The organism is Neoroseomonas alkaliterrae, from assembly GCF_014199195.1.
Taxonomy (GTDB): domain Bacteria; phylum Pseudomonadota; class Alphaproteobacteria; order Acetobacterales; family Acetobacteraceae; genus Neoroseomonas; species Neoroseomonas alkaliterrae.
In genome coordinates, this window is record NZ_JACIJE010000008.1 from 59010 (window position 1) to 83864 (window position 24855).

28 protein-coding genes are annotated in these 24855 nt (G+C 73.9%); 5 read left to right on the forward strand and 23 right to left on the reverse strand.

Features of this window, described 5'->3' with window-relative positions:
* Positions 1-61: 61 nt before the first annotated feature.
* The 5 genes from FHS88_RS14200 to FHS88_RS14220 all read right to left on the reverse strand — a co-directional run bounded on the left by FHS88_RS14200 (position 62) and on the right by FHS88_RS14220 (position 4380).
* Positions 62-796 carry a TrmH family RNA methyltransferase gene (locus tag FHS88_RS14200; protein WP_184485853.1) on the reverse strand — a complete coding sequence of 245 codons (735 nt, stop codon included), beginning with the start codon at positions 794-796 and terminating at the stop codon, positions 62-64.
* Positions 793-1794, reverse strand: a complete 1002-nt coding sequence (locus FHS88_RS14205) for an Ldh family oxidoreductase (protein WP_211842617.1) — start codon at positions 1792-1794, stop codon at positions 793-795. The genes FHS88_RS14200 and FHS88_RS14205 overlap by 4 nt, the downstream gene beginning before the upstream one ends.
* On the reverse strand, positions 1794-2768 hold the full coding sequence (locus tag FHS88_RS14210) for a tripartite tricarboxylate transporter substrate binding protein (protein ID WP_184485855.1): 975 nt from the start codon (positions 2766-2768) through the stop codon (positions 1794-1796). The genes FHS88_RS14205 and FHS88_RS14210 overlap by 1 nt, the downstream gene beginning before the upstream one ends.
* Positions 2769-2914: 146 nt before the next feature.
* Positions 2915-4090, reverse strand: a complete 1176-nt coding sequence (locus FHS88_RS14215; RefSeq protein ID WP_184486277.1) for a UxaA family hydrolase — start codon at positions 4088-4090, stop codon at positions 2915-2917.
* 5 nt (positions 4091-4095) lie between these two features.
* Complete coding sequence (locus FHS88_RS14220; protein ID WP_184485857.1) at positions 4096-4380, reverse strand: UxaA family hydrolase; 285 nt, start codon at positions 4378-4380, stop codon at positions 4096-4098.
* A gap of 68 nt (positions 4381-4448) precedes the next feature.
* Here FHS88_RS14220 and FHS88_RS14225 point away from each other — a divergent pair, with 68 nt between their 5' ends.
* Together FHS88_RS14225 and FHS88_RS14230 are read left to right on the forward strand one after the other, a co-directional pair.
* Positions 4449-5213, forward strand: a complete 765-nt coding sequence (locus FHS88_RS14225) for a GntR family transcriptional regulator (RefSeq protein WP_184485859.1) — start codon at positions 4449-4451, stop codon at positions 5211-5213.
* A gap of 37 nt (positions 5214-5250) precedes the next feature.
* Positions 5251-6105 (forward strand): branched-chain amino acid aminotransferase, encoded by an 855-nt coding sequence (locus tag FHS88_RS14230; protein WP_184485862.1) that lies wholly within the window; start codon positions 5251-5253, stop codon positions 6103-6105.
* Between the two features lie 130 nt (positions 6106-6235).
* Here FHS88_RS14230 and FHS88_RS14235 read toward each other — a convergent pair whose 3' ends face one another.
* Both FHS88_RS14235 and FHS88_RS14240 read right to left on the reverse strand, forming a co-directional pair.
* Positions 6236-7564 (reverse strand): FliI/YscN family ATPase, encoded by a 1329-nt coding sequence (locus FHS88_RS14235; RefSeq protein WP_246419971.1) that lies wholly within the window; start codon positions 7562-7564, stop codon positions 6236-6238.
* Between the two features lie 104 nt (positions 7565-7668).
* Positions 7669-8547 (reverse strand): S-methyl-5'-thioadenosine phosphorylase, encoded by an 879-nt coding sequence (locus tag FHS88_RS14240; RefSeq protein WP_184485865.1) that lies wholly within the window; start codon positions 8545-8547, stop codon positions 7669-7671.
* Positions 8548-8616: 69 nt separating this feature from the next.
* On the opposite strand from FHS88_RS14240, the gene FHS88_RS14245 reads away from it, so the two are divergent.
* Positions 8617-8811 carry a hypothetical protein gene (locus tag FHS88_RS14245; protein ID WP_184485868.1) on the forward strand — a complete coding sequence of 65 codons (195 nt, stop codon included), beginning with the start codon at positions 8617-8619 and terminating at the stop codon, positions 8809-8811.
* On the opposite strand, the gene ychF is transcribed toward FHS88_RS14245, so the two are convergent.
* The 5 genes from ychF to FHS88_RS14270 all read right to left on the reverse strand — a co-directional run bounded on the left by ychF (position 8801) and on the right by FHS88_RS14270 (position 12300).
* Positions 8801-9895, reverse strand: a complete 1095-nt coding sequence (gene ychF / locus FHS88_RS14250; protein WP_184485872.1) for a redox-regulated ATPase YchF — start codon at positions 9893-9895, stop codon at positions 8801-8803. The two genes, FHS88_RS14245 and ychF, sit on opposite strands and share 11 nt — an antisense overlap.
* 1 nt (position 9896) lies before the next feature.
* Positions 9897-10391: a hypothetical protein gene (locus FHS88_RS14255; protein ID WP_184485875.1), complete on the reverse strand. Its 495-nt coding sequence runs from the start codon at positions 10389-10391 to the stop codon at positions 9897-9899.
* A gap of 28 nt (positions 10392-10419) precedes the next feature.
* The gene (locus tag FHS88_RS14260) at positions 10420-10899 is read right to left on the reverse strand and encodes a hypothetical protein (protein WP_184485877.1); all 480 of its coding nucleotides are present in this window, start codon (positions 10897-10899) and stop codon (positions 10420-10422) included.
* Positions 10899-11489, reverse strand: coding sequence for an aminoacyl-tRNA hydrolase (gene pth, locus FHS88_RS14265; protein WP_184485880.1), 591 nt, complete (start codon positions 11487-11489; stop codon positions 10899-10901). Before pth ends, FHS88_RS14260 begins: the two co-directional genes overlap by 1 nt.
* 139 nt (positions 11490-11628) lie before the next feature.
* Positions 11629-12300, reverse strand: a complete 672-nt coding sequence (locus FHS88_RS14270) for a 50S ribosomal protein L25/general stress protein Ctc (RefSeq protein ID WP_184485883.1) — start codon at positions 12298-12300, stop codon at positions 11629-11631.
* A 210-nt stretch (positions 12301-12510) separates the two neighbouring features.
* Here FHS88_RS14270 and FHS88_RS14275 point away from each other — a divergent pair, with 210 nt between their 5' ends.
* Positions 12511-15195, forward strand: coding sequence for a DUF2339 domain-containing protein (locus tag FHS88_RS14275; protein WP_184485886.1), 2685 nt, complete (start codon positions 12511-12513; stop codon positions 15193-15195).
* On the opposite strand, the gene FHS88_RS14280 is transcribed toward FHS88_RS14275, so the two are convergent.
* From FHS88_RS14280 to FHS88_RS14300, 5 genes are all read right to left on the reverse strand, one after another.
* Positions 15161-15742, reverse strand: a complete 582-nt coding sequence (locus FHS88_RS14280; RefSeq protein WP_184485888.1) for a histidine phosphatase family protein — start codon at positions 15740-15742, stop codon at positions 15161-15163. The genes FHS88_RS14275 and FHS88_RS14280 overlap by 35 nt on opposite strands.
* Entirely contained in the window at positions 15739-16137 is a 399-nt protein-coding gene (locus tag FHS88_RS14285; protein ID WP_184485891.1) for a Rid family hydrolase, read from the reverse strand. Before FHS88_RS14285 ends, FHS88_RS14280 begins: the two co-directional genes overlap by 4 nt.
* Entirely contained in the window at positions 16134-16757 is a 624-nt protein-coding gene (locus FHS88_RS14290; protein ID WP_184485893.1) for a glutathione S-transferase family protein, read from the reverse strand. Before FHS88_RS14290 ends, FHS88_RS14285 begins: the two co-directional genes overlap by 4 nt.
* Positions 16757-17374, reverse strand: coding sequence for a glutathione S-transferase family protein (locus FHS88_RS14295; RefSeq protein WP_184485896.1), 618 nt, complete (start codon positions 17372-17374; stop codon positions 16757-16759). Before FHS88_RS14295 ends, FHS88_RS14290 begins: the two co-directional genes overlap by 1 nt.
* 92 nt (positions 17375-17466) lie before the next feature.
* On the reverse strand, positions 17467-18399 hold the full coding sequence (locus tag FHS88_RS14300; protein WP_184485899.1) for a ribose-phosphate pyrophosphokinase: 933 nt from the start codon (positions 18397-18399) through the stop codon (positions 17467-17469).
* 165 nt (positions 18400-18564) lie between these two features.
* Between FHS88_RS14300 and FHS88_RS14305 the strand changes: the two genes are divergently transcribed.
* Positions 18565-18987 (forward strand): type IV secretion protein Rhs, encoded by a 423-nt coding sequence (locus FHS88_RS14305; protein ID WP_246419973.1) that lies wholly within the window; start codon positions 18565-18567, stop codon positions 18985-18987.
* Positions 18988-18997: 10 nt separating this feature from the next.
* Here the strand turns inward: FHS88_RS14305 and FHS88_RS14310 are convergent, their stop codons facing one another.
* The 6 genes from FHS88_RS14310 to FHS88_RS14335 form a co-directional block, all read right to left on the reverse strand.
* Complete coding sequence (locus FHS88_RS14310; RefSeq protein WP_184485904.1) at positions 18998-19429, reverse strand: phasin family protein; 432 nt, start codon at positions 19427-19429, stop codon at positions 18998-19000.
* A 90-nt stretch (positions 19430-19519) separates the two neighbouring features.
* Complete coding sequence (locus FHS88_RS14315) at positions 19520-20152, reverse strand: TetR/AcrR family transcriptional regulator (protein WP_184485906.1); 633 nt, start codon at positions 20150-20152, stop codon at positions 19520-19522.
* 25 nt (positions 20153-20177) lie between these two features.
* On the reverse strand, positions 20178-20990 hold the full coding sequence (proC, locus tag FHS88_RS14320) for a pyrroline-5-carboxylate reductase (protein ID WP_184485909.1): 813 nt from the start codon (positions 20988-20990) through the stop codon (positions 20178-20180).
* A 226-nt stretch (positions 20991-21216) separates the two neighbouring features.
* The gene (locus tag FHS88_RS14325) at positions 21217-22692 is read right to left on the reverse strand and encodes an MFS transporter (protein WP_184485912.1); all 1476 of its coding nucleotides are present in this window, start codon (positions 22690-22692) and stop codon (positions 21217-21219) included.
* Between the two features lie 156 nt (positions 22693-22848).
* Complete coding sequence (locus tag FHS88_RS14330) at positions 22849-23805, reverse strand: acetyl-CoA carboxylase carboxyltransferase subunit alpha (RefSeq protein ID WP_184485915.1); 957 nt, start codon at positions 23803-23805, stop codon at positions 22849-22851.
* Between the two features lie 12 nt (positions 23806-23817).
* Positions 23818-24768 carry a tyrosine recombinase gene (locus FHS88_RS14335; protein ID WP_184485927.1) on the reverse strand — a complete coding sequence of 317 codons (951 nt, stop codon included), beginning with the start codon at positions 24766-24768 and terminating at the stop codon, positions 23818-23820.
* Positions 24769-24855: the final 87 nt, after the last annotated feature.

The window sequence follows — 24855 nt, forward strand, 5'->3', positions numbered from 1 at the left end:
CGGGCTGCAAGCCCTTCCTTCGTGATGAATCGAATCAGCGCAACGGGCCCGCGCCCGCGCCTCAGCCCCGGAAGGCCTGGATCAGCAGGGCCGCGGCCACCGAGACGTTCAGGCTCTCGACCGGCCCGGCCGGCGCGAGCGTCACGCGCCAGGCGCAGGCGGCGGCGGTGGCCGGGGGCAGGCCCGTCTCCTCGTTGCCGAGCACCAGCGCGACCGGCGCCCCGCAGGGCACCGCGGCGGGCGGCACGCCGCCGCGGGCCACCGCGGCCACCGTCGTCATGGCGGGGGCGAGGGCGCGCAGCACCACCGGGAGGTCCGCCGCCCGGTAGAGGTCGAGCGCCTCCAGCCCGCCTTCCGAGGTGCGGAAGGCGGCATCCGACAGCCCTGCCTGCCGCGGATCGCCCGAGAGCACCATCGCCCGGCAGCCGAGAAAGGCCGCCGAGCGGGCGATCGCGCCGAGATTGTGCGGATTGCCGATGCCATCGAGCACCGGCGTCACCCGCGCCTGCCGGAGCGAATCCGGCAGCCGGGCGGGATCGAGCGCGGGGACCGCGCGCGGCAGCGCGAGCGCGACCAGCCCGCCGTGGTGCTGCGTGCCGGCGATGCGGGCGAGATCGGCCGCCGGCACCTCCCGGTATGGGCGGCGCATCCGCGCCAGCACGGCGCAGTGCGGCCCGGCCTCGCGGCGCCGCTCCGCGGTGTGGAACAGGCGCTGCACATCCTGCGGCCGCCGCGCGAAGAGGGCGGCGACGGCCGCCGGGCCGCAATGCCGGTCGAGATCCAGTCGGGGGGTCACGCGGCGGCGAGGGCGATCAGGCGCGCGTGCAGCGCCTCCGGCACATCCAGCCCGGACCGCCGGGCCTCGTCGAGCAGCGCCTCCCGCCGGCTGCCGGGCAGGCGCACGCCGTCCTCGGCGGCCATGGCCGCGACGAAGGCCTCGATCCGCGCGGCGAAGGCCTCGGCGCCGGCCAGCGCGCCCGAATCCACGACCAGCAGTGCCTGGCCGAGGCGCGGGCGGTTGCCCTCGTCCTGGAAGAAGCTGTCCGCCTCGAAGCCGAAGGCGGCACCGGTCAGCGCGCAGCAGAGCAGCTCCACCACCATCGCCAGCAGCGCGCCCTTGGTCCCGCCCATCGCCAGCATCGCGCCCGAGAGCGCGGCCTGCGCATCGGTGGTCGGGCGCCCCTCGGCGTCGAGCGCCCATCCCTCGGGGATGGGCCGGCCTTCCTTCGCCGCGACCATGATTTTCCCGCGCGCGACCTCCGAAAGCGCCATGTCCACCAGGAGCGGCGGCGCCCCGCGGCGCGGGAAGGCGGCGGCGACCGGGTTCGTGCCCATCAGCGGCCGCCGCCCGCCCGGCACCGGCATGGCGGCGGGGGAGTTGGTGAAGGCGAGCGCCACCAGCCCCTGCCGCGCGAGCCGCGCGACCGGCAGACCCATCGCCCCCGAATGGTGCGAGTTCGTCACCCCCGCGAAGGCCACGCCATGCGCCCGCGCGCGCCAGGCGGCCTCCGCTTCCGCCAGCGCCAGCGCGGGATAGGCGAGGCCATGGCGCGCATCCACCAACACCGCGCCGCCGCGCTCGTTGACGATGCGCGGCACCGCGGCGCCGTCGGCCCGCCCGTTGCGCAGGAAGGCGGCGTATTGCGGCACGCGGGACAGGCCATGCCCCGCCTGTCCCGCGGCCTCGGCCTGGACCAGCGCCTCGGCCGTGCGCGCCGCCATCTCGGCCGAGGCGCCGGCGGCGGCGAGCGCCGCCCGGGCCAGCGCCTCGGCGTCCGTGAGGGAAAGTCTCATCAGTCCGCGCGCAACCCCGCTTCCTGGATCAGCCGCGCCCAGCGCGCCGTCTCCTCGGCGACGAAGGGCAGCGAGCGCGCGCGGTCCCAGCCCTCGACCGTGAAGCCGCCCTCGCGCGCACGGCGCCCCACATCGGGGTCGCGGATGGCGGTCAGGGTGTCGGCCTCGATGCGGGCGATGATGGGGGCGGGAACCGCCGCCGGGACCATCATGGCGGTCCAGTTCGTCATCTCGAGGCTCGGCTGGCCGGCCTCGCGCACCGTCGGCACGTCGGGCAGCAGCGGGTGGCGCGCCGCCGCCGTCACCGCGAGGGCGCGCAGCCGCCCGGCCTGGATCTGCGCGATGCATTCGGGAAGGTTCGAGACCATGAGATCGACATTGCCCGCGGCAAGGTCCGTCACCGACGGCGCGCCGCCGCGATAGGGCACATGGGTGATGTTGTCACCCGCCCCCGCCGCGCGGCGGAAGAGCTCGAGCCCGAGATGCGGCGGCGAGCCGTTGCCCGAGGAGGCGCCGTTCAGCCGCCGCGTCCGCGCCTGCTGAACGAGGTCGGCGAGCGTGCGCGCGGGGTTCTTCTCGGCGTTCACTACCACCACGAGCGGCAGCGAGCCGAGCACCGAGATCACGGTCAGGTCGCGGCGGAAATCGTAGGGCGCGTTCGGGAACAGCGTCGCGTTCACCGTGTGCGTCATGGTGATGGCGAGCAGCGTGTGCCCGTCCGGGGCCGCCTTCGCCACCGCATCCGCGCCGATGAGCGCATTGCCGCCGGCGCGGTTCTCGATGATGACGGGCCGGCCCCAGATCTCGGAGAGCTTCTGCCCGACGAGCCGCGCCATGATGTCGGTGAGCCCGCCGGGCGGGAACGGCACGACGTAGCGGACGGGGCGTTCGGGGAATGGCGCCTGCGCGCGCGCGGTGGCGGGAATGAGAGCCGCGGCGGGCGTCGCGGCGAGGAGATGGCGGCGGTTGATCAAGGCGGGGTCCCTCCCAGTCATTGTCGTTGCGGCGATGCTAGACCAGGGCCGCGGCGCATGGCGAGGCATCGGGCGGTGCCATCGTTCCGACGATGCGGGACCGGGAGGGCGCGGGGCCGGCGGCGCGCGGCCGCCGGCCGGTTGCGTCACGCGCTCTCGTAGAGGCGCGTCAGGCTGAACTCGCGGTGGCCGAGGATCTCGGCCGCCGTGTGCTGCCCGTCGGCGGTGCGGATGATGCAGTCGAGCAGCGCATCCCCCGCCTCGTCGAGGTTCATCCTCTTCTGCAGCAGCCCGGTCACGTCCACGTCGATGTGCTCGGACATGGTGCGCTGGGTGCGCGGATTCGCCGTCAGCTTGATGACCGGCAGGATCGGGTTGCCGATCACGTTGCCCTGGCCGGTGGGGAAGGTGTGCACCGCGAAGCCCGAGGCGGCGCAGAGCGTCACCATCTCGGCCGCCGCCGAGGAGGAATCCATGAACCACAGCCCCGGATGCGTCGGCTCCTCGGCCTTGTCGAGCACGCCGTCCACGGTGCACTTCTTGCCGATCTTCTGGATGTTGCCGAGCGCCTTCTCCTCGATGGTGGTCAGGCCGCCCTCGATGTTGCCCTTGGTCGGCTGGCTCTCGGAGAGGTCGTTGGTCTTGTTCGCCTCGATCACCGCCTGGTAGCGGTTGAACATCTTCATGAACTGCTCGGCGATCTCGGGCGTGCGGCAGCGCGCGGCGACCAGGTGCTCGCCGCCGGTGATCTCCGAGGTCTCGCCGAAGACCAGCGTGTTGCCGTTCTCCCAGAGCTTGTCGAAGGAGTTGCCGACGGTCGGGCAGGAGGCGAGGCCCGAAGTCGTGTCGCTCTCGCCGCATTTGGTCGAGACCCAGAGCTCCTGGATCGGCGCGCGGGTCTTCTTGAGCCCCGTCGCGTACTTCACCATGCGGTAGGCGGCGCGCGAGGCGGCGGCGATGGTGTTGATGTCGCCGTTCTGCTCGATCGAGAAGGCCTCGACCGGCTTGCCGGTCTTGGCGATGCCCTCGGCGACCTTGCCGGTCCAGCCCGGCTCGATGCCGATCACCACCACGGCGGCGACGTTGGGGTTGCAGCCGGTGCCGATGATGGTGCGGAAATGCAGGTCGAGGTCGGCGCCGAACTGCAGCCGCCCATAGGCATGGGGGATGGCGAGCGTGCCCTGGATGTTGCGCGCCACACCTTCGGCCGCGGCGTTGGAGATGTCGTCCACGGGCAGGATCAGGACGTGGTTGCGCACGCCCATGCGGCCATTGTCGCGCCGCCAGCCCTCGAAGGTCGCGTTCCTGAGGTTGATGCCCATGGCGCTCACCACCGCTTCGTCTTGACGTTGTGCACGTGCAGATGCTCGCCCGCGCCGATGTCGGCGACGGCACGGCCGATGTCCACGCCGTACTTGATGATCGTGTCGCCGGCCTTGATGTCGCGGATCGCGACCTTGTGGCCGATCGGGATGTCGGACTTCGCCGGGAACTCGATCATCCGGTCCTGGTCCATGATCCAGCCGTTCAGCGTCTGCCCGGCCTTCACACCCTCGACGACCACGACGCCGACGGAATCGCCTTCGTCATGGACGCAGAAATGCACGGTCATCGTGCCCGCCCTCCCTCGCTCGGTTGCGCCGGGTGAGGCTAGGCGAGGCTTGACCCATGGTCAACTAGATGACCTATATGAATGCCGTGAACGCGGAACCGCCCCTCTGGCGCATGATCCGGGATTCGCTGGAAGCGGCGCTCGCCGCCGGCGAATACCCGGCCGGCCGGCCGCTGCCCTCCGAGGCGCGGCTCGCCGCCCGCTTCGGCTGCGCCATCGGCACCGTCCGCCGCGCCGTGGACGAACTGGTGGCCGCCCGCGCCCTGGTCCGCCGCCAGGGCAAGGGCACCTTCGTGCCCGACATCGACGAGATGACGCGCCGCGCGCCCGATGCGCCGGACCGCACCGCCTACTACTTCTTCCACATTCGCCCCCGGGACGGCACGCGCGCGCTGCCCGCGACGGAACTGCTCGCCTTCCGCGCCTCGGTGCCCTGCCCGGCCTGGATCGCGCCGCATCTCGGCATCGCGCCGCGCGCGCCCATGATCTTCGCGCGCAACCTCCAGCGCATCGGCGGGCGGGCGGTGGTGCTCGACGACCTCTGGCTGCCGGCCGCGCTGTTCCCCGGCCTCGACCGGGCCGGCTTCGCGGGGCGGGAGGGGACGGTCTATGGCCTCTACCAGAAGCGCTTCGGCCTGTCCGTGATCCGCACGGATGAGCGCCTGCGCGCCGTCTCCGCGCCCCCGGCGGCAGCCGCCGCGCTCGGCCTGCCCGCCGGCGCGCCGGTGCTGCGCATCCAGCGCGTCGCGCTCGCGATCGGCGAAAGGCCGGTGGAAATGCGCATCTCCCATGCCGACACGCGGGAGCATGAATACTTCAACACCCTCGCCTGACATGGCACAGAACAGGCGCTGACAGGGGAGAACCGCCATGGCCGGCGTCTACTGGTACGATGGAACATGGTCCACCGAGGAGCCGAAGATCCTCGGGCCGATGGACCACGCCTTCTGGCTCGGTTCGGTCATTTTCGACGGTGCGCGCGCCATCCGCGGCTTCGCCCCCGACCTCGACCGCCATTGCGCCCGCGCCGTCGCCTCCGCCCGCGCGATGCTGATGAAGCCGACCAGGACGCCGGCCGAGATCGAGGCGCTGTGCCGCGAGGGCATCCGCCGCATGGGGCCGGAGGCCGAACTCTACGTCCGGCCGATGTTCTTCATCCGCAAGGGCCTCGGCGCGGCGCGGCCCGATCCGGACAGCACGGATTTCGTCCTTGCCATCTACGACAGCCCGCTGCCCGCCTGGGCGGGCTTCTCGGCGGTGATGGCCCCCTTCCGCCGCCCCACGCCGGAGATGGCGCCGACCGACGCCAAGGCCGCCTGCCTCTACCCGAACGGCGCCCGCGCCTCGGCCTTCGCCGCCGCGCAGGGCGCTGACAATGCCGTGATGTGCGACGCGATGGGCCATGTCGCGGAATTCGCCAGCGCCAATCTCTGGTTCGCCAAGGATGGCCGCGTGGTGACGCCCGCGGTCAACCACACCTTCCTCAACGGCATCACCCGCCAGCGCGTGCTCGCGCTGTTCCGCGAGGCCGGCGTCGCGGTCGAGGAACGCACGGTCAAGGCGGCCGAGCTCGACACGGCCGACGAGATCTTCTCCACCGGCAACTACGCCAAGGTGCAGCCCTGCACGCGCTACAACGGGCGCGACATGCAGATCGGCCGCTTCGCGACGCAGGCGCGGGAACTCTACTGGCGCTGGATGCAATCCCAGCCGAAGGTCGCCTGAGCCCTCGGCCAGCGGGCGAAAGGTCCAACCCTTCGCCCGCTGGCATGGCGCGCGGGGCTGGTGGGCGCCCGCGCGCGAAACCGGGTGATGATGCGCAGCCGCCAACGGATCGGGCGTCGCCCGCCGCGCATCACGCCCCGCCCAGCGCCGCGGCGAGCGCGGCGAAGGCCTGATCCGGGTCCGACGCCTCGCCCTTCGGCTGGGCAAGCACCGCCTCGATCGCCGGGGCGAGGCGCACCGCCTCGTCCGCCGCCTCGTCATGCCCGGCGCGATAGGCGCCGAGCCGCACCAGGTCCCTCACCTCGGCATAGGTCGAGAGCATCCGCCGTGCCTGAGCGACCAGCGGGCGCTCATGCGCATCGAGCACCCCGGGCGCGGTGCGCGACAGGGAGCGCAGCACATCCACCGGCGGGTATCGCCCCTCCTCGGCGATGCGGCGGTCGAGCACCACATGCCCGTCGAGGATGCCGCGCACCGCGTCCGCCACCGGCTCGTCATGGTCGTCGCCCTCGACCAGCACGGTGAAAAGCGCCGTGATCGCGCCGCCGCAGCCTTCGATCCCCGGCCCCGCGCGTTCCAGCAGGCGCGGCAGTTCGGTGAAGACGGAGGGCGGATAGCCGCGCGTCGCCGGCGGCTCGCGCACCGCGAGGCCGATCTCGCGCAGCGCCAGGGCGAAGCGCGTCACGCTGTCCATCAGCAGCAGCACCTGCCTGCCCTGGTCGCGGAAATGCTCGGCCACCGTCATGGCGGCGTAGGCGGCCTCGCGCCGCATCGGCGCGGCGGTGTCCGAGGTCGCGCAGATGACGACCGACTTCGCGAGGCGCGCGGGGCCGAGATCGTCCTCGATGAACTCGCGCAGTTCGCGCCCGCGCTCGCCGACCAGCGCGAAGACGATCACATCCGCCGCCACACCGCCCGCGAGCATGGCGAGCAGCGTGGACTTGCCCACCCCGGAGGCGGCGAACAGGCCGAGCCGCTGCCCTTGCCGGACCGGGGCGAAGATGTCGAGCGCCCGCACGCCGAGCCCCATCCGCGGCCCGAGCCGCGCGCGCTGCCCGGCGGGCGGCGCCGGCGCGTGGGTGGCGCGCGGCAGGGCGCCGGGCGCGGGCGGCGGGCGGCCATCCATCGGCACGCCCATCGGGTCCAGCACGCGCCCGAGCCAGGCATCGGAGACCGCGAGCGCCGGCCGCGGCGCGAGCACCGCGCGCAGCCCATCCGACAGGCCGGCGAGCGGGCCCATGGCGATGGCCTCCGCCCGGCCATCCCGGAAGGCGGCGATCTCGGCCAGCGCCTCGGCGCCGTTGGGCGCGGTCAGGCGCACGCGGTCGCCGATGGCGGCCATGGGGCCGAAGCCCTCCAGCGTCACGGCAAGGCCGCCGAGACCGGCCACGGTGCCATGCAGGGTCTCGCGCGGCAGGAGGTCGAGCGCGGCGGCGGCGGCGCGCATGTCAGGGGGCATGGCGCCAGGATGACCGGGACGGCTTTGCGGGGGCTTAACGCCGGAGGGGCATCATCCCGCCGAAAGCCGAAAGGCCTTCGGAAACCGGTTCGCGGAGGCGCGCGTCAGAGGACGCGCCGCGCCACCACGTCGAGCTTCGCAAGCAGCGCAGGATCGCGCTTCTCGGGCGCGGTGATCAGCGCATGGTCCAGCGCGCGGTCGCAGCCGGCAGGGCAGGGGCCGCGCGGCGCGCCGAGCCTCGGCACCACCGCCTTGACCAGCGCGCGGGCGCGTTCGGCATTGCCGAACAGCACCTTCACCACCTGCTCGACCGTCACATGGTCGTGGTCCGGATGCCAGCAGTCGTAGTCCGTGACCATGGCCATCGTCGCGTAGCAGAGCTCCGCCTCGCGGGCGAGCTTGGCTTCGGGCATGTTGGTCATGCCGATCACGTCGCAGCCCCACTGGCGGTAGAGCAGGCTCTCGGCCCTGGTGCTGAACTGCGGGCCTTCCATCACGAGGTAGGTGCCGCCGCGCGTCAGCGGCAGCGCGATCTCGCGCGCCGCCGCCTCCAGCGCGTCGCCGAGGCGCGGGCAGACCGGATGCGCGACCGAGACATGGGCGACGCAGCCCGGGCCGAAGAAGGACTTCTCCCGCGCGAAGGTGCGGTCGATGAACTGATCCACGATGACGAAGTGGCCCGGCGGCAGCTCCTCCTTCAGCGAGCCCACGGCCGAGAGCGAGATGAGCTCGGTGCAACCGATCCGCTTCATCGCGTCGATGTTGGCGCGGTAGTTCAGCGCCGAGGGCGGCGTCGGGTGCCCGCGCCCGTGGCGCGGCAGGAAGGCGACCCGCACGCCCGAGAGCACGCCGGTCAGGATCTCGTCCGAAGGCTCGCCCCAGGGGGTGGAAACCCTGACCCAGCGGCGCTCCTCGAGCCCGTCGAGGTCATAGACGCCCGATCCGCCGATGAAGCCGATCATGGGGGTGATGGTCTCGGGCATGGGCGCTCGTCTCCGTGGCTGCGGCGCGGGCGGTTTAGCGCGGCCGGCCGCGCGTGCTAAGCGCCCGGCATGACATGCGCCGCCGCCCTCCGAATCCTCGCCCCCGTCCTGCTTCTCGCCGCGGCGCTTGCCGCCTGCGGGGACCGCGCATCGGAACGCGGCGGCCTCGGCCCGCGCGGCACCGCCCTGCCGCCGCCCGACCCGGTGACCGGCGCGGAGCGGACGGCGCTGCCCGGCCGCGAGGCGCCCGCCCTCAGACGTTGAAGCGGAAGAGCATCACGTCGCCGTCCTTGACGACGTAGTCCTTGCCCTCGACCCGCATCTTGCCTGCTTCCTTGGCCCCCTGCTCGCCGCCGAGCGCCACGTAGTCCTCATAGGCGATGGTCTCGGCGGCGATGAAGCCGCGCTCGAAGTCGCCATGGATCACGCCCGCCGCCTGCGGGGCCTTGGTGCCCTTCACGATGGTCCAGGCGCGCGCCTCCTTCGGCCCCACCGTGAAATAGGTGATCAGGCCGAGCAGCGCGTAGCCGGCGCGGATGATGCGGTCGAGCCCGGAATCCTCGAGCCCGAGCGAGGCCAGGAAATCCGCCCGGTCCGCCTCGGGCATCTGGCTGATCTCGGCCTCGATCGCGGCCGAGACCACCACCGCCTGGGCGCCCTCGGCGCGCGCCTTCTCGAACACGCGGGCCGAATGCGCGTTGCCGGTCGCGGCGCTGGCCTCGTCCACGTTCGCGACATAGAGCACGGGCTTGGTCGTCATGAGCTGCAGCCGGGCGGCGGCCGCTTCCTCGCCCTTCGGCACGGCGGTCCGCGCGGGCCTGCCGGCCTCCAACGCGGCCCTGATCGGCTCGATCAGGGCCATCTGCGCGACCGCCTCCTTGTCCCCGCCGCGGGCGCGCTTCACGAGGCCCTGGGCGCGCTTCTCGAGCGATTCGAGGTCCGCGAGCATCAGTTCCGTCTCGACCGTCTCGGCGTCGCGGATCGGGTCCACGCTGCCCTCGACATGGGTGATGTCCCCGTCCTCGAAGCAGCGCAGGACATGGACGATGGCATCCACCTCCCGGATGTTCGCGAGGAACTGGTTGCCGAGCCCCTCGCCCTTCGACGCGCCGCGCACGAGCCCCGCGATGTCCACGAATTCGAGGCTGGTCGGGACGATCTTCTGGCTCTTGCCGATCCGCGCCAGCGTCTCGAGCCGCTTGTCCGGCACCGCCACGCGGCCGACATTCGGCTCGATGGTGCAGAAGGGGTAGTTCGCCGCCTGCGCGGCGGCCGTCTGCGTGAGCGCGTTGAAGAGGGTGGACTTGCCGACATTCGGCAGGCCCACGATGCCGCAGTTGAAGCCCATCTCAGTCTCCCTGGCCGCCCACCGGCGGTGCCGCCTTGCGCCAGGCGGCGGCGAATTCCTCGGCGAAGGTCTCCGCGATCATCGCCGCGGCGACGCGCGCCGCGCCGTCATCGGTGATGGGCGCCAGCGCCGCCGCGCGCAGGTGCCCCAGGATCTCCTCGATCGAGAGCGAACCGCGCGGCAGCCGGCCCACCGTCTCGTGCGCGGCGCGCACCACGTCCCCGCTGCTGCGCAGCAGGTGCCGCGCGGCCGTCAGCAGCGCGCCGGCGAGGGCTGCGGATTCGCGCGTGCCCTCGCGCATCACGCGCCGGTCCTCGGCCTCGGGCGAGTTGCCGTCGATCATGAACATGTCGAGCGTCTCGCGCACGCCGGCGGCGGCGCGGGCGAGGCTCTCCGCCTCCCGCACCAGCGCCGAGGCCAGGATCGCCGTGCCGTTCGCGATGTCCTGCGGGCCGGGGCCGTTATAGCCCTGGCCGGGCGCAAACGCCTCCTCCATCACATCCTCCAGGGGGCCGGCGCGCCGCTCACGCCTCGGCGCCCTCGCCGGTCCAGGCCAGCACCAGCGCGCGGCCGAAGGATTCCACGAGCATCACCGCCGCCGCCTGCGCCGCCTCGTCGCCGCTCATCGGCAGCAGCGCGGCGGCGCGCATCTGGCCGAGGATCTCCTCGGGCGAGAGATTGCCGCGCTTGAGCCGCCCGAGGGTCTGCCGCGCCGCCTCGGCCGGGTCGTCCGCATGGCGCAGCAGGTTGCGGCCCGCGATCAGCAGCACGCCGCCAAGGGCCGCGGCCACGCGCGCGCCGTCGCGGGCCACGCGGCGGTCCTCGGCCTCGGGCGAGTTGCCGTCGGGCGGGAAGAGGTCCAGCGCATCGGCCAGCCCCGCCGCCGCGGCCGCGAGTTCCTGCGCCTGGCGCACCAGCGCCGCGGCCAGCACCGCCGCGCCGTTCGCGAGGTCCTGCGGCCTCGGCCTCGCGCCCGCGGCCGTGTGGTGGGTCCTGCCTGTCATCACCCCTCCTGGGTCAGCAGCGCGACGCGGGTCATGAAATCCTCCGGCCGGGCCTCGGCGAGCATCGGCGCGCATTCCGCCACGGCGTCAAGCAGCCGCTGCAGCCAGGCCTGGTCCTGCCTGGCGAAACTGCCGAGCACATGGCCCGTCACCGCGTCCTTGTGCCCCGGATGGCCGATGCCGAGCCGGACACGCCAGAACTCCGCGCTGCCGAAGGCGCGGCGGATGTCGCGCAGGCCGTTGTGGCCGGCCACGCCGCCGCCCTTTTTCACCCGCACCTTGCCCGGCGCGAGGTCGAGCTCGTCATGGAAGGCGGTGATCGCCTCGACGGGAATCTTGAGGAAGGCCGCGGCCTGCCGCACGGAATCGCCGCTGGCGTTCATGTAGGTCATGGGCTTCAGCGCCCAGACCTTGCGGCCGGCGATCACGCCCTCGCAGGCCTCGCCCTTGAAGCGCTTGCGCCAGGGCGAGAAGCGGTGCCGGCGCGCGATCTCCTCGATCGCCATGAAGCCGATGTTGTGGCGCTGGCGCGCATGCTCGCTGCCCGGATTGCCGAGGCCGACCCAGAGGAGGGGGGTGTCGTCGCGCATGGCGGTGACCGGGGGGAGAAGGGAACTTCTCCCCCCGAACCCCCCTCAACCTTCTCTGGCCATTGGGAACCGGACGCGGTGGCCAGTGCCAGGAACCAAGGAAGGGAGGGGGTGCGGGGGAGGTTCTCCTCCCCGGCCCTTACTTCTTCTTCTTCGCGTCCTTCGCCGGCGCGGCGGCGGCGGCGGCCTTCTGCTTCGTCGCCTCGACCGGGCCGGGCGCGGCCACCGGGGCGGCGTCGTCCACCACGGTCGGCGCGGCGATGGAGGCGATCATGAAGTCGCGGCCGACGATCACCGGCTTCGCACCGAACTGGTCCTTCACCGCCGACCAGCGCAGGCTGTCGCCGATCGTCGCCTCGGCGAGGTCAACCTCGAAGGCCTCGGGCACGCTGTCGGGGTCGGCCATCACCTCGACCTCGCGGCGAACGACGTTGAGCACGCCACCGGCCTTGATGCCCGGGCAGGTGTCCTCGTGCAGGAAGGTGACGGGCACCTTCACGCGGATGCGCGAACCCGGCGCGAGGCGCTGGAAATCCACATGGATCGGGCGGTCGGTGACGGGGTGGAACTGCACGTCGCGCATCAGGCAGCGCTCGGCGCTGCCGTTCACCGCGACCTCGTAGAGGTGCGACTGCCAGCCGCCCTTCTGCAGTTCCTTCATCACCACGCGCGGGTCGAGGGCGAGCAGCGTCGCCTCCTTCTTCGCGCCGTAGATGACAGCGGGGACGAGCCCCTGACGCCGGGTTGCGCGGGCTGCCCCCTTACCTGCCTGCTCGCGCGCCTCGGCCTCGATCCGGATGGTCTGGACCATGGTCCGTGCTCCTTGCATTGCGTTGCCTGTCGCCCGGGGCCGCCGCAGCGGCAGGCCGGAACGACAAGCGCCGGCCTCCAGGGGTGCCGGCGCGAGGGGGCTTCTAGGCGATGGGGGCTGCCGGCGCAAGCGCGGCCGGGGCTGCAAGGCTTCACGCCGCGGCACCGCCCGCGATTGACGCGGCGCGGCGCGGGGGCGAGCGTTGCGGGCATGGAAGGCTTCCTCCTGCTCCTCGGCCTGATCGTCATCGGCGGCTGGATCCTCGGCGTGGCGGCCTTCGCGCGCGTCGGCTTCGCCATCCGCGAGGCGGCCGCCCTGCGGCGGGAGGTCGCGGCCCTGCGCGCCGAACTCGGCGGCATGGCTCAGGCCATGATCGCCGCCGGCTTCCGCCCACCCGCCGCCGGGCAAGCCGCGGAGGCGGCAGAGGCCGCGCAGCCCGAGGCCGCGCAGCCCGAGGCCGCGGAGGCCGGGACGGAGCCGGCGCAGGAGGCGACCCCCGAAGCCCCGCCCGGTCCGCCGCCGCCCTGGTCCCGCTCCGCCGGTCCGCGGTCCCAGCGCAACCTCGAGGAACTCATCACCCAGCGCTGGGGCGTCTGGCTGGGCGCCGGGGCGCTGCTGCTCGCCGGCGTGTTCCTGGTCCGCTTCGCCGTCGAGGAAGGCTGGCTCGGCCCCGGGCCACGCTGCGTGCTGGCCGCCCTGCTCGGCGTGGCGCTGGTGATCGGCGGGGAGTGGCTGGCGCGGCGGCCGGCGGCCACGACCTCCGCGCTGCCGGACTACGCGCCGCCGGCGCTCGCGGCGGGCGGCGTCGCCTGCCTCTTCGGCGCCGCCTATGCCGCCACGGCGATGTACGCGTTGCTGCCGCCGCCGATCGGCTTCGCGGCGATGGCGGCGGCGGGGGCCTTCGGGCTGCTGCTCTCGCTGCGGCGCGGGCCTCTGGTCGCCGCCGTCGGTCTCGCGGGCGCCTTCGTCACGCCGGCGCTGGTGCAGACCGACCAGCCTTCGCTGTCCGGCCTTTTCGCCTACCTGCTGGTCGTCACCGCCGCGGCGATGCTGGTGGTGCGGGCGACGGCCTGGGGCTGGCTCGGCTGGTGCGCGGGCGCGGCGGGCGCGGCCTGGGTGCTGGTCGGCGCGGTCACATCCGGGGCCGGAGAGGGCTGGGCCCCCGCGCTGTTCGTGCCGCTGGCCGCCTCCTGCTTCCTGTTCCTGCTGCCCCGCGCGGCCTTCGGCACGCCGCTCGGCCAGGCGCTGATGCATGTCCCGCCGGTGCTGCTCGGCCTCGCGCTGATGCCGCTCGCGATGATGGAGCCCGGCCCGGCCCCTGCGGCGGGGCTGCTGCTGCTCTCGCCGGTCGCGATCCTCGCCGGGCTGCGCGATGCGCGGCTCGACCGCCTGCCCTGGCTCGCGGCGGGGCTCGGCCTGCTGCTGCTGCTGGTCTGGTCGGTGCCCGCCTGGGCGCCGGGCAGCGAGCGCATCACCATCGAGGGCGCGGTGCAGGCCGTCATTCCCGGCGCCTGGGTGCCGGGGGCGCTGAGGCTGTTCCTCCTCGCCTGCACGCTGTTCGCGCTGCTGCACCTCGCCGCCGGGCTGGCGCTGGAGGCGCGCGGCGGGCTCGCCTGGGCCGGCCTCGGCGCGGCGGTGCCGGTGCTGACGCTGCTCGTCGCCTATGCGCGCGTGCGTGGCCTCGCGACCGATCCGGTCTGGGCGCTGCTCGCCTGCGGCGTCGCCGCGGTCCATGTGGGGGCGGCGGCGCGCGGCATGGGTGCGGGCAGCCAGGCGCGGGCCGGGCTGCATGCGGCGGGCGCGACGGCCGCGCTCGCGCTCGGCGTCGCGATGGTGCTGCGCGAGCAGTGGCTGACGCTCGCCGTCGCGATCTTCCTGCCGCCGCTCGCCATGATTGCGCGGCGCACGAGGCTCGAGGCGCTGCGCCGCGTGGCGGCCGCGGTCGCGGCGGTGGTGCTGGTGCGGCTCGCGCTGAATGGCTTCGTGCTGGGCTACGACTGGGGCGCGACGCCGGTGCTCAACGGCCTGCTGCTCGCCTATGGCGTGCCGGCGGCCTGCTTCTGGTGGGCCGCGCGCCTCTTCCTCGGCCAGCGGGACGGGATCGTGGTGCGGCTGCTCGAATGCGGGGCGGCGCTGTTCGCGATGCTGCTCGTGCTGCTCGAGATCCGCCACGCCATCGAGGGCGGGGTGCTCGATTCCGCCTACTGGACCTTCGCCGAGGCCGCCTGGCAGACGGCGGCGCTGCTGGCCGGCGCCTGGGCCGCGCTGCTGCTGCACCGGCGCGAGGGGCGCGCCGCGCTGCTCTGGGCCGCGCGCACGGCCGGCGCGGCGGGGCTTGGCCTCGGCGCCCTGCTGCTCCTGCAGAACCCCTGGACGGCGGGCGAGCCGGTGCCGGGCCTGCCGGTGCTGAATGCGCTGATGCCGGCCTATGGCCTGCCCGCGGCCCTGGTCGCGCTCGCCATGCTCCGCGCGCCGGAACTGGCGCAGCCCGGCGGCCTCAGGCGGGGCCTCGGCGCCTATGTGCTGGCCGCGTCCTTCGCCTGGGCGACGCTCGAGGTCCGCCGCGCCTTCCATGCCGAGGAGATCGGCTGGGCGGCGGTGGGCGAGGCCGAGATGTACGCCTATTCCGCCACCTGGCTGCTGCTCGGCGGGGTTCTGCTCGCGATCGGCATCCGCAGCGGGCAGAAGGCGATCCGCCTCGCCGCCCTCGGCGTGATCGCGCTGACCACCTTCAAGGTGTTCCTGGTGGACATGGACGCGCTGGTCGGGCTGTGGCGCGTCCTGTCCTTCCTCGGGCTGGGGCTGGCGCTGATCGCGCTCGGCGCGATCTACCGCCGCTTCGTGGTGGCGCCGCCGGCCGCTATGCCGGCAGGTGGGGCAGCGACACCGGGCTGACATCCCACACCGCCCCGCTGGCCGGCGGGGTGCACAGGATGGGCAGCGCGTTCGGCGTGCGGACATTCGGCTCGTGCCCGAGCGCGAGACGCAGGGCGCGGAACAGCGCGCCATGCGCGACCACCAGAACCGGCCCGGGCAGGGCGGTCGCGCGGTTGATCGCGGCCACGCCGCGGTCATGCAGTTCGCGGAAGGTCTCCGCGCCCTCGGGCGTGTAGCGGCCCTCGATCCAGTCGTCGTACCAGTCGCCCATCGGCTTGCCTTCCTCCTCGCCGAAGCAGACCTCCTGCAGGTCGGCATCGGTCGAGACCGGCAGGTTCAGCGCCTCGGCCACGATCTCGGCGGTGTGCAGCGCGCGGCTCAGCGGCGAGGCGACGATGGTCGCGATGCCGCGGTCCACCAGCGCGAACGCGGCGCGGCGTGCCTGCGCGAGCCCCACCGCGTTGAGCGGGATGTCCGTGCGCCCCTGGCTGCGGCCCTCGGCGTTCCAGTCGGTCTCGCCATGGCGGAGGAACCAGAAGGGGACGGGGTTGAGCCTCGGGGTCATGCGGCCTCTCCGGCGAGCGCGATGCAGGCGAAGCCGACCTTCGCCTCGGTCGGCACGCCGAAGCGCGCGGTGTGGCGCGCGGGCAGCCCGCCCGGGAAGTGCTTCACGTATTCCGCGTTGCATTCGTCGTAGTCGGCGGGGTCGGTGATCAGCATCGTCACCTGCACCGCGCGGGCGAGCGAGGAGCCGGCCTCGCGCAGGATGCGGTCGAGCATGGCGAGCGCGTTGCGGGTCTGCTCCGCCGCCGTGGCGCCGCGATGGATGCCCTGCGCCGGGTCGTGCGGGGCCGAATGGCCCGAGACGAAGACGAGGCCCCCCGCCCGCGTCGCCCGGCTGAAGGGGCGGCGCTCGCCGGGCGCGGGCGGGCCGAAGATCGCGAAGGGCGGCCCGCTCACGCGGGCAGCCCTTCCTGCGCGAGCGCGCGCTGCACGGCGGGCCTGGCCAGCATCGCCTCGAGATGCGTGGCAAGGCGCGGTGGCAGCGTCATGCCCGAGCGCCGCGTCGCCCAGTACTCCACGAAGAACAGCGCCGCATCCGCGACCGAATAGCCCGAGGGCAGCACCCAGGTATCGCCCTTCCAGGTGGATTGCAGGACGTCGAAATACTTCGCCGCCAGCGCCTTGCCCTGCTCCACGACCTTGGGGAAGTCCTCCTCCCGCGGGGTGAAGTTGGCGGTGCGGAACTGGCGGGTGAAGCCCTGCGGGTGGATGGTGCCGCAGACGTAATCGAGCATCTCGGCGCAGCGCGTCTCGCCCTCGAGGTCGGTCGGCACGAGCCGCGCCTCGGGGTTGGTCTTGGCGAGCCACATGGCGATGACCGGGAACTCGGTCAGCAGCGAGCCGTCGTCGCGCAGCAGCGCCGGCACCTTGGATTTCGGGTTGATCGCCACGTATTCGGGCTTGTGCTGGGCGCCTTCCTTGAGCGCGACGAGGCCGAGCTCGTAGGGCTTGCCGATCTCCTCGAGGATCACGTGGATGCCGACCGAGCAGGCGCCCGGGGAATAGAACAGCTTCATCAGACGAGTCCCTCCGCCTTGAGCGTCCGCTGCACCGCCGGACGCGCGTTCATGCGCGCGTAATGCGCCGCGACATTGCCCGGCAGCGCCTTGCCCAGCCGCGCGTTCCACCAGAAGGAGACGTAGAACAGCGCGGAATCGGCGAAGGAGTAGGTGCCCACCAGCCACTCCTTGCCGTCCAGCGCCTTGTCCATCAGGCCGAGGCCCTTGGCGAAGATCTCCTCCCCGCGCGCCTTCACCGCCTCGTGGTCGGATTCGGACGGCGCGAAATTGGCCGGGCGGAACATGCGCGAGAAGCCCTGCATGTGCATCGTCGCGACGCAGTAGTCGGTGCATTCCAGCGCCCGCGCCTGCGCGTCCATGCCCGAGGGCATCAGCCGCGCGGTCGGGAAGCGGGCCGCGAGCCAATAGGCGATCGCCGGATACTCGGTCAGCACCGAGCCGTCGTCGCGCTCGAGCGTCGGCACCTTGGACTTCGGGTTCACGCCGGTGAATTCCGGCTTGAACTGCGCGCCCTCGCGCAGGTTGACCAGCACCGCCTCGTAGGGCGCGCCGATCTCCTCGAGCAGCACATGGATGCCGACCGAGCAGGCGCCCGGCGCGTAGTAGAGCTTCATGGAGCCTCGTCCTTCCGCATGGCCGCGCGGGGCGGCCCCGGGTGGAGGATCGGGCCCGCCGCCGCCCTTGGCAAGCCGCCGGGCGGAGGCGCTCAGTTGAACAGCGAGGAGACGGAGGATTCCTCGCTGATCCGCTTCATCGCCTCGGCGAGCAGCGGCGCGATGGTGAGCTGGCGGATGTTGCGCGAGACGCGCACCGCCTCGGTCGCCTGGATGCTGTCCGTGACGGTCATCATCTCGATCGGCGCGGCGCCGATGCGCGCCACCGCCCCGCCCGAGAAGACGCCGTGCGTGACATAGACGCCGACCGACTGCGCGCCGTTCTTCAGCAGCGCCTCGGCCGCGTTGCACAGCGTGCCGCCGGAATCCACGATGTCGTCCACCAGCAGGCAGTGCCGGCCCTCGACCTCGCCGATCACGTTCATCACCTCGCTCACGCCCGCGCGCGGGCGGCGCTTGTCGATGATGGCGAGATCCACGCCGAGCCGCGCGGCGATGGCGCGCGCGCGCACCACGCCGCCCACGTCGGGGGAAACGACCATCAGCTCGCGCCCCTGCATGCGGTCCTGGATGTCGCGCGAGAACAGCGGCGCGGCGAAGAGGTTGTCCACCGGGATGTCGAAGAAGCCCTGGATCTGCGCGGCGTGCAGGTCCATCGTGAGCACCCGGTTCGCGCCCGCGGCGGTGATGAGGTTGGCCACGAGCTTGGCGCTGATCGGCGTGCGCGGGCCCGATTTGCGGTCCTGCCGGGCATAGCCGAAATACGGGATCACCGCCGTGATGCGCCGCGCCGATCCGCGCTTGAGCGCATCGAGCGTGATCAGCAGCTCCATCAGGTTGTCGTTCGCCGGGTAGGAGGTGGACTGCACGACGAACACGTCCTCGCCGCGGACATTCTCGTGGATCTCCACGAACACCTCCATGTCCGCGAAGCGGCGGACGGAGGCGTTGGTCAGCGGGATCCCGCAGGACGCGGCGACGGCCTCGGCCAGCGGCCGGTTGCTGTTGCAGGCGACGATCTTCATGGCCGGGAGGCTCCGGGCGCCGCGGGGCGGAGGTGGCGGAAAGGCGGGCGGTTGGTAGCAACGCGGGGCGGGCCTGTAAATCAGCCGCCACATGTTTGCCGCAGGCCCGCGCCATGCCCTGGGCACATGCGGCGCGGCCATGCGGCGCGCCGGGAGCGCGACGCCATGAACCACGCCATCGCCGCCGCCCTGATCCTGCTGGCCCCGGGCCTCGCCCTCGGCCAGACGAGCCGCCACTACGACGCCGCGGGCCGGAGCGTGGGGCGCATCGAGGGCGGCGCGACGCAGCGGCACTACGATTCCGCAGGCCGCCACACGGGACGGTCCGAGACGCGCGGCGACGCGACGCGCCACTACGACAGCGCGGGGCGCGGCACGGGGCGCAGCGAGCGCCGCGGCGACACCATCCGCCACTACGATTCCGCCGGCCGATCCCTCGGCCGCACGGAATGGCGCGGCGACAGCGCCCGCACCTACGACGCCTCGGGCCGCGGCACGGGGCGGATCGAGCGCAGCGGCGAGGGCTGGCGCCGCTACGACGCGCAGGGCCGGCTCATCGGCCGCGGCACCGGCGCGCCGCCGCGCTGAGGGCGCGCGCTCAGCCCGCCTTGGCGACGAGCCGCTTCACCTCGTCCATCGCCTCGGCGAACCGCTTGTTCAGCACGGAGAGCGCCTCGGCATTCGCCTTCTGGATGAGGTCGGCGATCTCCTGCAGGTTCGCCACCGCCTTCTCGTAGGTGGCCTTCGCGAGCTCGGCCTGTTTGGCCGCCTTGTCCTGCGGCGCGTCGGCGGAGGAGAGGGCGCGCATCGCCTCGGTCATCTCGGCTACCGAGGCCTGCATGATCTCCATGTGCCGCCGCGCGACCGCCTGCGCCCCTTCGAGCGCGACGCGATTCGCCGTGGACAGCGCCTCGAGGTTGCGCCGCTGGGCGGCGGCCAGCGCCTCCATGTCCGGCATCGCCGGCATGCGGAACTCGCCGAGGACCTTCAGCATGTCCAGGTCGGGCTTGAAGCTGAACGGATCCGACATCGCCTGCTCCCGAAGCTGTGCCAGCTCAGCCTAGAGCATTCCCATGCCGCACTGCACGCAAAGTCGCCGCCCGTTCCGCCGGCGGGGCGATCACGCCTCCTCGGCGGGCGCGCCCGGCTCGGGCGCGGGCTCGGGCGAGGCCTCGCCCGCCTCCCCGGGCAGCAGGCGGAAGGTCCGCGCGATCTGCTCGGCGCGGTCCAGCGCGCGGTCGAGCGCGGCCATGGTCGGGCCGAGATCCTCGCTCTCGTCCTCGGCCCAGGCGCGCACCGCGGCGAGCCACACGCCGACCAGCCCGAGCGCGATGGCCCGCCGCCGGCAGCCATCCCCGCCCACCTCCGCCGCGTCCAGCATCCAGCGCATGGAGAGCGAGAGCTGCGGGCCGAGCAGCGCGGCGAGGCTCGGGTCGCGCCGCATGTCGCGCAGGAAGCGCAGGATGCCCGCCCGGTGCGGCTGCATCGCGTCGAGCCGGCGCATCAGCACGTCGAACAGCCGGTCGCGCGCGAGCCCGCCCTGGCCCGGAATGGTCCCGGCGAGCACCGTCCGGTCCACAAGGCGCCCGTGCAGGATCAGGGCGTCGAGCCGGCTCGGGAACTTCTCCCGCAGCGTGGCCAGGGGCACGCCGGCCTCGGCGGCGAGCCGGCCCATGGTCAGGCCGGGCCAGCCATGGGCTGCGATCACGCGCCACAGCGCGGCGACCAGGGCTTCGTCGTTCGTCTCGCTCATGGGGGGAGGATATGGGACGGAAGGCTCAGCCCGCCAGTTCGCGCGCGCGGTCGGTCGCGGCCTGGATGGCCCGCGAGATCAGCGCCGGCCAGGCCTCGGGGGCCATCAGCACCTCGAGCGCGCGCTCCGTGGTGCCCTTGGGGCTGGTGACGGCGCGGCGCAGATCGGCCGCGTCCTGCTCGCTCGCGGCGAGCAGCGCGCCCGAGCCGGCCACCGTCGCGCGCGCCATCCGCCGCGCGAGGTCGGGCGGCAGGCCCTGCTCGATGGCCGCCTTCTCCATCACCTCCGCGAGCAGGAACACATAGGCCGGCCCGCCGCCGGAGACGGCGGTGACCGGGTTGATCTGGTCCTCCTCCTCCACCCAGGCGACCTCGCCCACCGCCTGCATCAACAGGTCGGCGAGCGCCTTCTGCGCCACGCTCACGCCCGGGGCGGCGAAGGCCGCGGTGAAGCCCTGGCGCACCGCCGCCGGGGTGTTGGGCATGGCCCGCACCACCGCCGCCCCGGCGCCGAGCGCGGCGCGCATGGAGGCCACCGAGCGGCCGGCCATGATCGAGACGAAGACCGTCTCCGGCGTGGCGAAGCGCGCATAGGCCGGCAGTGTCGCCGGCGCCTCCTGCGGCTTGATGGCGAGGATGACGGCCGCGGGCCGCGCATCGGCGGGGATGGAGGCGGCGTCCGGGACGATGGTGGCGCGGCCGGCGAAGGACGCGGCGGCCTCGGCATGCGGCTCGACCACCACGGCGCGGGCGAGGCCGCGCTCGAGCCAGCCGGAGAGCATCGCGCCGCCCATCTTGCCGCAGCCGACGAGGAGGAGTTCGGGAAGGGTCTCGGTCATGGCCGCAGCCTAGAGCACGTTGCGACGGGCTGTAATCAGCCCATCGGACGGCCAGGTTCCCGCCCCGCCCGCCTCCGGAGCGTTCCTGCCCCTCCGCCCCGGCCGCGCGGAAGGGCACCGGGTCGGCGTGTCCTGCCGCAACCGCCCGCCCACACGCCGATCCCCCGCCCGCTCAGGCGAACCCTTCCGGGCGCGATCCCGCCCCCGGGGCCGGCCCGCCCGCCGCCTAAACCCGGCGCAGCGGCACCCTGAGCGCGAAGACCGCGCCCATCGCCGTCAGCACCGCGGCGGTGGCGAACAGCATGCGGAAGGCCTCGGCGAGGTCCGCCCGCAGCGCCGCCGCGGCCTCCGGCCCCAGCGCGGCGGTGAAGCCCGCGCCCTCGGCGACCAGGCGCTGGAAGGCCGGCCCGGTGGCCGGCCCGGCCAGCGCGACCGCGCCGAACACCGCCGCGGCCACCAGCGCCGTGCCGATCGCCGCCCCGATGTTGCGCGAGAAGGCGACCCCGGCCGAGGCCGCGCCCAGCCTCTCCCGCCCCGCCGCGACCTGCGCCGTCACCTGCACCACCGGGAAGGAAGTGCCGAAGCAGAAGGCCGCGATGGCGAGCAGCGCCGCGACGGCGCCGAGCGGCAGCGCCGCCGCCTTGACGGCGAGCACCGCCCAGATCACCGCCGCCACCGGCAGGCAGAGTGCCGGCCAGCGCATCGCGAAGCCGGTCCGCGCCACCATCCGCCCGGCGAACATCGCCCCCGAGGCCCCGCCGAGCGACATCGCCAGCAGCAGCAGCCCCGACTGCCCGGGCGAGAGGCCGCGCACCGCCTGCAGCCAGACCGGCAGGAAGGAGATCATGCCGACCTGCGCGCCCACCACGCAGGCCGAGACGGCATAGGCCCGCCAGACCGAGGCCTCGGCGAACATCGCGAGAGGCAGCAGCGGGTCCCGCGCGGCGCGCTCCACCCGCAGCAGCGCGGCGCCGGCGAGGATCGCGATCCCCGCAAGGCCTGCTGCGAAGGGCAGCAGCGCGGGATCGAAGCGCCGCGCACGATCCAGCGCGACCAGCGCACCGGAGACCGCGACGACGAACAGCGCGAGCCCTGCCCAATCGAAGCGCAGCCCACCTCGCCCCGGGGCCAGCGCGGGCAGCCGCCGCGCGAGCAGCGCCGCGAGGACCGCCAGCGGCAGCAGCACGATGAAGACCGCGCGCCAGCCGAAGGCCTCGGTCAGATAGCCCCCGGCGACCGGGCCGAAGGCCGAGGCGAAGGCGTAGGATCCGGCGATGCGCGCTTGGTAGCGGCCGCGCTCGCGCGGCGGCACGGCCTCGCCGATCAGCGCCTGGGCGAGGGTCAGCAGCGCCCCGCCGCCGAAGCCCTGGACGATGCGCGCGCCGACCAGCGCGGGCAGGTCGGGCGCGAGCGCGCAGCCCGCGCAGCCCGCGAAGAACACGCCAAGGCCCGCGAACAGCAGGCGCCGCCGCCCGAAGGCGTCGCCGAGCTGGCCGAAGACCGGCGCCGCGCAGGTCGCGGCGACCAGATAGGCGACGATGACCCAGGAGGCGCGCTCGATCCCTCCCATCTCGGCCGCGATGGCGGGCAGGGCGGTGGCGACGATGGTCTGGTCCACCGCGGCGATGAAGATGACGAGCGCGATCGCCGGGAAGGCCCGCATGAAGCGCTCGCGCAGCGCCGCGTCGGGCCCCTCGGTCACGCGCGCGCCCCTGCGCGTGGCAAGGGTGGCGCGCGGTGCCGCCGCGCGCCGGGAGCGCAAGGCGCGCCCGCGCCCGGACCATCCGTCGCGCCGGGCGCGCCCGTGCGGGGCGCGACAGCCAATCCGGCGGAGGCCGGCGCCGGCGCCTGAGGCACGCTACAAACTCCCGCTGCGCCCCATTTCCAGGAACTTCTCGCGCCGCCGCGCGCGCAGCGTCGCGCCGTCCAGCTCGGCCAGCGGTTCGAGCATCTCCGCGATCCTCTCGCCCAGCGCGGCGATGGTCGCGGCGGGGTCGCGATGGGCGCCGCCCAGCGGCTCGGGCACCACCGCGTCCACGAGGTTCAGCCTGCGCAGGTCTTCGGCGGTCAGCTTCAGCGCCTCGGCCGCCGTCGCCGCCTGGGCCGCGTCGCGCCACAGGATCGAGGCGCAGCCCTCGGGGCTGATCACCGAGTAGATCGCGTGCTCGAGCATGATGATGCGGTCCGCGGCGGCGAGCGCGATGGCGCCGCCCGACCCGCCCTCCCCGATGATCGAGGCGACGAAGGGCACCGGCGCCTCGAGCCCGGCCTCGATCGAGCGCGCGATGGCCTCGGCCTGGCCGCGCGCCTCGGCCTCGATCCCCGGAAAGGCGCCGGCGGTGTCCACGAAGGAGAGGATCGGCAGGCCGAAGCGGCCGGCGAGTTCCATCAGCCGCCGCGCCTTGCGGTAGCCCTCGGGCCGCGCCATGCCGAAATTGTGCTTCACGCGGCTTTCGGTGTCGTGGCCGCGCTCGGTGCCGATCACCATCACCGCGCGGCCGCGGAAGCGGCCCATGCCGCCCATCACCGCGGCGTCGTCGGCAAAGGCGCGGTCGCCGGCGAGCGGGGTGTAGTCCTCGATCAGCGCGGCGATGTAGTCGCGGCAATGGGGGCGGTCCGGATGCCGGGCGACCTGCGCCTTCTGCCAGGGCGTGAGCTTGGCGTAGGTGGATTTCAGCAGGGACTGCGCCTTGTCGCGCAGCCGCCCCACCTCCTCGGCCACGTCGATTCCGCCCGCGTCGGTGGTCCGACGCAGCTCCTCGATCTTGCCCTCGAGCTCGGCGATCGGCTTCTCGAATTCCAGGAAGTGGCGCATGGGGGCGGGCGCTTAGCCCAAATCCGCAGCGGGCGCGACCCCCCTCCGCCCGGCGTCCGCCTTGGGCCGGGCGAGCGGGTGGTGGGCCTCGACCAGCGCCTTCAGCCGGCCTTCCAGGACCTTCGTGTAGATCTGCGTCGTGGCGATGTCGGCATGGCCGAGCAGCACCTGCAGGCTGCGCAGGTCCGCCCCCCGCGCCAGCAGGTGGGAGGCGAAGGAATGGCGCAGCACATGCGGGCTGACCCGCGCGGGGTCCAGCCCCGCCGCGACCGCCGCCTCCTTCAGCAGCAGGGCGAGGGACTGGCGCGGCATGTGGCCGGCCGCCGCGCGGGAGGGGAACAGCCAGCGCTGGCCGCGCGGCCCGGCCCTGGCCGCGGCCTCCTTCCGCGCCGCCAAGGCGAGGTCCCGCGCCCGCGCCGAGACCGGCACCAGCCGCTCCTTCCCCCCCTTGCCGCGCACGGCCACCAGCCCCTCCTCGGCGCGCAGCGCGCCGGCGGGCAGGGACACGAGCTCGCTCGCGCGCAGGCCGGAGCAGTAGAGCAGCTCGACCGCCGCCGCGGCGGTCGCGCCGCGCCCGCCTGGCAGGCCGGCGGCGGCGGCGATCAGGGCCTCCACCTCGGCCTCGGTCAGGGCCTTGGGCAGGCTCGCGGGCAGGCGGGGGCTGTCGAGCAGCTCGGTGGGGTCGTCGGCGCGGATGCCCTCCCGCGCAAGGAAGCGATGGAACTGGCGGATGGCCGAAAGCCGCCGCGCCTGAGTGCGGGCCGACAGCCCCGAGGCGGCAAGGCCGCGCAGCCACGCGCGCAGGAGGTCGGCATCCGCGGCCGTGACCGCCCTGCCGTGCCGGGCGCAGAAGCCCGCGAAATCCTCGAGATCGGCGCGGTAGGCGAGCAGCGTGTTGCGCGCCGACCCGCGCTCGGCGGCGAGCATCTCGAGGAAGGACTCGACCTGGTGGGCGCCGGACATGCCCCAGGGATGGGGGAGATCGGGCCCCTCCGGCAAGCGCGGCGGGAGGGGCACCACCCCTCCCGCACCCGGACCGCCGAAGGCCGG

Bases quoted from the DNA above. Each gene is read 5' to 3' on its own strand.
- FHS88_RS14315 (WP_184485906.1), bottom strand. From the start codon at position 20,152: ATGAGCGAGACGAACGACGAAGCCCTGGTCGCCGCGCTGTGGCGCGTG.
- FHS88_RS14260 (WP_184485877.1), bottom strand. From the start codon at position 10,899: ATGACAGGCAGGACCCACCACACGGCCGCGGGCGCGAGGCCGAGGCCG.
- FHS88_RS14275 (WP_184485886.1), top strand. From the start codon at position 12,511: ATGGAAGGCTTCCTCCTGCTCCTCGGCCTGATCGTCATCGGCGGCTGG.
- FHS88_RS14205 (WP_211842617.1), bottom strand. From the start codon at position 1,794: ATGAGACTTTCCCTCACGGACGCCGAGGCGCTGGCCCGGGCGGCGCTC.
- ychF (WP_184485872.1), bottom strand. From the start codon at position 9,895: ATGGGCTTCAACTGCGGCATCGTGGGCCTGCCGAATGTCGGCAAGTCC.
- FHS88_RS14280 (WP_184485888.1), bottom strand. From the start codon at position 15,742: ATGACCCCGAGGCTCAACCCCGTCCCCTTCTGGTTCCTCCGCCATGGC.
- FHS88_RS14330 (WP_184485915.1), bottom strand. From the start codon at position 23,805: ATGCGCCACTTCCTGGAATTCGAGAAGCCGATCGCCGAGCTCGAGGGC.
- FHS88_RS14220 (WP_184485857.1), bottom strand. From the start codon at position 4,380: ATGACCGTGCATTTCTGCGTCCATGACGAAGGCGATTCCGTCGGCGTC.
- FHS88_RS14240 (WP_184485865.1), bottom strand. From the start codon at position 8,547: ATGCCCGAGACCATCACCCCCATGATCGGCTTCATCGGCGGATCGGGC.
- FHS88_RS14230 (WP_184485862.1), top strand. From the start codon at position 5,251: ATGGCCGGCGTCTACTGGTACGATGGAACATGGTCCACCGAGGAGCCG.
- proC (WP_184485909.1), bottom strand. From the start codon at position 20,990: ATGACCGAGACCCTTCCCGAACTCCTCCTCGTCGGCTGCGGCAAGATG.
- FHS88_RS14270 (WP_184485883.1), bottom strand. From the start codon at position 12,300: ATGGTCCAGACCATCCGGATCGAGGCCGAGGCGCGCGAGCAGGCAGGT.
- FHS88_RS14305 (WP_246419973.1), top strand. From the start codon at position 18,565: ATGAACCACGCCATCGCCGCCGCCCTGATCCTGCTGGCCCCGGGCCTC.
- FHS88_RS14310 (WP_184485904.1), bottom strand. From the start codon at position 19,429: ATGTCGGATCCGTTCAGCTTCAAGCCCGACCTGGACATGCTGAAGGTC.
- FHS88_RS14215 (WP_184486277.1), bottom strand. From the start codon at position 4,090: ATGGGCATCAACCTCAGGAACGCGACCTTCGAGGGCTGGCGGCGCGAC.
- FHS88_RS14290 (WP_184485893.1), bottom strand. From the start codon at position 16,757: ATGAAGCTGTTCTATTCCCCGGGCGCCTGCTCGGTCGGCATCCACGTG.
- FHS88_RS14235 (WP_246419971.1), bottom strand. From the start codon at position 7,564: ATGCCCCCTGACATGCGCGCCGCCGCCGCCGCGCTCGACCTCCTGCCG.
- FHS88_RS14245 (WP_184485868.1), top strand. From the start codon at position 8,617: ATGACATGCGCCGCCGCCCTCCGAATCCTCGCCCCCGTCCTGCTTCTC.
- FHS88_RS14225 (WP_184485859.1), top strand. From the start codon at position 4,449: ATGACCTATATGAATGCCGTGAACGCGGAACCGCCCCTCTGGCGCATG.
- FHS88_RS14255 (WP_184485875.1), bottom strand. From the start codon at position 10,391: ATGGAGGAGGCGTTTGCGCCCGGCCAGGGCTATAACGGCCCCGGCCCG.
- FHS88_RS14295 (WP_184485896.1), bottom strand. From the start codon at position 17,374: ATGAAGCTCTACTACGCGCCGGGCGCCTGCTCGGTCGGCATCCATGTG.
- FHS88_RS14335 (WP_184485927.1), bottom strand. From the start codon at position 24,768: ATGTCCGGCGCCCACCAGGTCGAGTCCTTCCTCGAGATGCTCGCCGCC.
- pth (WP_184485880.1), bottom strand. From the start codon at position 11,489: ATGCGCGACGACACCCCCCTCCTCTGGGTCGGCCTCGGCAATCCGGGC.
- FHS88_RS14300 (WP_184485899.1), bottom strand. From the start codon at position 18,399: ATGAAGATCGTCGCCTGCAACAGCAACCGGCCGCTGGCCGAGGCCGTC.